The sequence below is a fragment of the Actinomadura opuntiae genome (assembly GCF_030283205.1).
In the GTDB taxonomy this organism is placed as follows: domain Bacteria; phylum Actinomycetota; class Actinomycetes; order Streptosporangiales; family Streptosporangiaceae; genus Spirillospora.
The window spans coordinates 1-4168 of record NZ_JASNWF010000055.1 but is presented as its reverse complement, the minus strand read 5'-3'; the positions used below and the strand labels follow the sequence as shown (position 1 = coordinate 4168).

Sequence of the window (4168 nt, the reverse complement as noted above, 5' to 3'; positions counted from 1 at the left end):
GGCGTCGGGGCGGCACGCGGCGAGCGCGCCGGCGATCTCGCGGCCCATCATCCGCTGGATGCGGCCGCCGGGTCCGCCGGGGCCGCCGGGTCCCTCGGGGCCGGGCGGGCCGGCGGCGGAGGCGCCGAGGCGGCGGTCCAGCTCGCGGTAGAGCTGGTTGCGGGTGAGGTACCAGCCGGCGGCGGCGCAGACGGCGACGGCCAGGGCGACGGCGGCGGCGGTCAGCAGCGCCAGCCGGGCGCGCAGGGTGAGTCGCCGTGCCATTCGGAACCGCCGTGCCATTCGGACCCGCCGTGTCATTCGGACCCGCCGGGCCGTCGGCGGTCTCCCGGCCGGGCGCCGCCGCGCGGTCACGGGGACGCCGTCCGCAGGACGTACCCGACGCCGCGGACGGTGTGGACGAGCCGCGGCATCCCGCCGGCCTCGGTCTTGCGCCGCAGGTACATCACGTACACGTCGAGGGAGTTGGAGGCGGGTTCGAAGTCGAAGCCCCAGACGGTCTCCAGGATCTGCTCGCGGGTGAGGACCTGGCGGGGGTGGGCCAGGAACATCTCCAGCAGCATGTACTCGGTGCGGGTGAGGGCCAGCGGCCGGCCGGCGCGGGCGACCTCGCGGGTGAGGGTGTTCATCCGCAGGTCGTCGAAGGCCAGGACGTCCTCGCGGCGGGCACCGGCGGCGGTGTCGGCGTTCATCGCGGTGCGGCGCAGCAGGGCCCGCACGCGGGCGAGCAGCTCGTCCAGCTCGAAGGGTTTGGCGAGGTAGTCGTCGGCGCCGGCGTCCAGGCCGGTGACGCGGTCGCCGACCATGTCGCGGGCGGTGAGCATCAGCACCGGCATGGTGGCGCCGGCGGCGCGCAGGCGGCGGCAGGTGGTCAGGCCGTCCATGCGGGGCATCAGCACGTCCAGCACGACCAGGTCGGGGGGTTCGGCCTGGACGCGCTGGAGGGCGGCGGCGCCGTCGGCGGCCTCGGCGACCCGGTAGCCCTCGAACTCCAGGCTGCTGGACAGCGATTCGCGGACGGCGGGCTCGTCGTCGACGATCAGTATCCGCGCGGCGGGCGCCGCCTGCGGGGTGCCGGGCTCCATGCACTCACCGTAAACACCGCCGGTGAGGGGTCCGGCCACCGGCCGGTGTTTCTCATGGATCTTTCAGGAAGTTCTGAGCGGGCGTTCAGCGGTCCGGGCGGTCGTCGGTCGCCTGGGCCCACACGTCGCGGGTTTCGGCGGTGACGGTCTCGGTGACGACCGTCTCGGTGGTGACGGTCGTGGCGGTGCCGGCTGGGGCGGGGCGGGTCTCGGCGGTGGTGACGGTCTCGGCGGTGGCGCGGACGACGACGGGGCCGGGCGCCGGGCGGGTCGCGGTGGTCCAGGTGGTGCGGGCCACGTCGACCACGACGTCGCGGGCGACGTCCAGGACGATGTCGCGCAGCACGTCCTTCATCGCGATCTTCAGGGCCTCGCGGAGCAGTTCGGCCATCACGACCTCGATGGCGGTGGTGGCGGCCTGGACGGCGGCGCGGACGGCCAGGTCGCGGGCGGTGCGGGCGAACGCGCCGCCCGCGGCGGCGGCCAGCAGCCCGCCGGCCGAGCGGGCGGCCTCGCGCGCGCCGGTGCGGTCGGCAAGGTCGGCGAGGTCGCGGGCGGCGCCGGCGGCGGCGTCCGCGATCGGGGTGAGCTCGGCGGCGATCGCGGTCAGCTCGGGCGAGGCGCCGGCGCGCTCGCGCAGCGCGGCGGCCAGGTCCCGGGCGGTGTCGCGGGCGGTCTCGCGGACGACGCGGGCGACGATGTCGCGGCCGGCGACCAGCGCGGCGTCGACGGCCGCGTCGGCGACGGTGTCGATCGCGGCGTCCACGACGGCGCGGGTGGCGGCCTGCACGGCCGGTGAGGCGGCGGCGGTGGTCATGGTGCGGCCCGCCATGTCCAGCGCGGTGGCGGTGGCGGCGCGGGCCAGGGGGCTGCGGGCGGCCAGGCGCCGCGCGGCGAGGGCCATGGGGTGCTGGGCGGCCTGCTCGGCGAGGGTCATCGCGGCGGTGGCGGCCTCCAGCGCGCTCGCGGTGGCGGGGTTGGCCTCGGCGGCGGCACGCGCCTCGCGCACCGCCTTCTCGGCGGCGGCGGAGGCCGCCTTGACGGCGGCGTCGCGGGCGGCCCTCTCCACGGCCCGCATCACCGGGGTGCCGGCCATCTGGTCCACGATCCGGGACGCGGCGAGCGAGGCGGCGTCGCGCGCGGCGTGCCGGACGGGTTCGCTGACGGTGGTGGCCAGGCGGGCGGCGCCTCCGGCGACGGGCGCGAGCCCGTTCCACAGCTCCTCCAGCCGCTCGGCCGCGGCGCGGTCGGCCTGCGCGGCGCGCTCGGCGAGCCCGCCGGTCGAGCCGGTCGCGCCGGGTTCCCGGTCGCGCGGCTGCTCGTCCTGCCGGTCCCTTTCGTCCACGGCCATGCCCCCTATCACGGTCCGCCGCCTGAAATCACCATACGTTCCGATTGGCGGTTCCACTCCCCCGTCGCGGCACCCGGTCCGGGAGTCCGCGCCGCCGGGCCGCGGGCGGGCGCGTTAAACGGGTGGCCGGGCGCGGGCGGCGGTGGGTAGGGTCGGGCGCGGAACCGAAAGGGGGGTGAGGTCGCATGGCCGTTGTCGCGGTCGCTGCTGCGTTCGCTGTCGCGCGCGGCAGCCAGCCCGTCCTCGTTCCCCGGGCCTCCGGCTGACCCCGGCCCGTCTCGTCCGGCGTGCTCGCCGAGGCCCTTTCATGCGAAGGGTTCCATTCCGTTGTCTTCTTTCGAGGGGTCTTCCCTGTCCGCCTACGGCTGGGACGAGACCCTGGAGAACGTGTTCGTTGCTCACCGCGCGGCCGGTTTGGTGCCGGCGCGGGTGGCCGCGGTGGACCGCGGCCTGTGCGATGTGGTGACCGAGTCGGGCCTGAGCCGGGCTTCGGCCGGGGCGTTCGGTGCTGCGGCCGATCCGGCGGCGGCGCCGTGCACGGGCGACTGGGCGGCGCTGCGCCCCGACGGCCCGGACGGGCGTGCGGTGCTGGCGGTGCTGCTGCCGCGCCGCACCGCGATCGTCCGGTCGTCGGCGTCGCGGGATTCGCGCGGCCAGGTGCTGGCCGCCAACGTCGATACCGTCGCGATCGCGGTGCCGCTGGTGCCCGCCCCGGATCTCGGGCGGCTGGAGCGGCTGCTGGTGCTGGCCTGGGAGAGCGGCGCGCGGCCGGTGGTCGTGCTGACCAAGGCCGACCGGGTCGCCTCGCCCGCCGAGGCGCAGGCCGACGTCGTCGCCGCCGCGCCGGGCGTGGACGTGGTGGCGTGCAGCGCGGCGACCGGCGAGGGCGTCGAGGTGGTCGCGGCGGTGCTGTCGGGCACGGTGGCGCTGGTCGGGCCGTCGGGCGCGGGCAAGTCCACCCTCGGCAACGCGCTGCTGGGCGCCGACGCGCTCGCCACGGGCGCCGTCCGCGCATCGGACGGCAAGGGGCGGCACACCACCGTCCGGCGGGAGCTGCTGCCGCTGCCGGGCGGCGGCGTCCTGATCGACACCCCGGGCCTGCGGGGCGTCGGGCTGTTCGACGCCGGCGACGGGCTGCGGCAGACGTTCGCCGACATCGAGGAGCTGGCCGAGGGCTGCCGGTTCGGCGACTGCGCGCACCTGGCCGAGCCGGGCTGCGCGGTGCTGGCGGCCGTCGCCGATGGGACGCTGGCGCAGCGGCGCCTGGACAGCTACCGCAAGCTGCTGCGGGAGAACGCGTGGATCGCCTCGCGGTCCGACGCGCGGCTGCGCGCCGAGCAGCGCGACAAGTGGAAGGCCGTCAGCCGGTGGCAGCGGCAGATGTACAAGGAGCGGGGGCGCGGCCGGTGAGCGGGTACTGGAGGACCCGGCCGGAGACCGCCGCGGACGCCGCGGCGGTGCGGCGGGTGCTGGAGGCGGCGTTCCCGACCGCCGCCGAGGCCGACCTGGTCGACGCGCTGCGCCGGGACCCGGCGTGGCTGCCGGGCCTGTCGCTGGTGGCCGAGTCCCCGGACGGCCGGATCGCCGGGTACGCGCTGCTGACGCGGTGCCGGGTGGGCGGCGCGCCCGCGCTGGCGCTGGCGCCGGTGGCGGTGCCGCCGCGGCACCAGCGGCGCGGGACGGGCGGCGCGGTGGTCCGCGCGGCCCTCGCGGCGGCGGCGCGGCGCGGTGA

At 77.7% G+C, this 4168-nt stretch carries 4 protein-coding genes and 1 pseudogene; 2 read left to right on the top strand and 3 right to left on the bottom strand.

Features of this window, described 5'->3' with window-relative positions:
- The 3 genes and pseudogenes from QP089_RS48630 to QP089_RS48620 form a co-directional block, all read right to left on the bottom strand.
- Window positions 1-264 (bottom strand): annotated as a pseudogene (locus QP089_RS48630) (hypothetical protein); the annotation flags it as partial.
- A gap of 86 nt (window positions 265-350) precedes the next feature.
- Window positions 351-1085, bottom strand: coding sequence for a response regulator transcription factor (locus QP089_RS48625; RefSeq protein ID WP_285921428.1), 735 nt, complete (start codon window positions 1083-1085; stop codon window positions 351-353).
- An 85-nt stretch (window positions 1086-1170) separates the two neighbouring features.
- Window positions 1171-2430: a hypothetical protein gene (locus QP089_RS48620; protein WP_285921427.1), complete on the bottom strand. Its 1260-nt coding sequence runs from the start codon at window positions 2428-2430 to the stop codon at window positions 1171-1173.
- Window positions 2431-2763: 333 nt separating this feature from the next.
- Between QP089_RS48620 and rsgA the strand changes: the two genes are divergently transcribed.
- The gene (gene rsgA / locus QP089_RS48615; RefSeq protein ID WP_285921426.1) at window positions 2764-3846 is read left to right on the top strand and encodes a ribosome small subunit-dependent GTPase A; all 1083 of its coding nucleotides are present in this window, start codon (window positions 2764-2766) and stop codon (window positions 3844-3846) included.
- On the top strand, window positions 3843-4168 hold a 326-nt coding region (locus tag QP089_RS48610), incomplete at its 3' end, for a GNAT family N-acetyltransferase (RefSeq protein ID WP_285921425.1). The genes rsgA and QP089_RS48610, both read left to right, overlap by 4 nt.

Bases quoted from the DNA above. Each gene is read 5' to 3' on its own strand.
- QP089_RS48625 (WP_285921428.1), bottom strand. From the start codon at position 1,085: ATGGAGCCCGGCACCCCGCAGGCGGCGCCCGCCGCGCGGATACTGATC.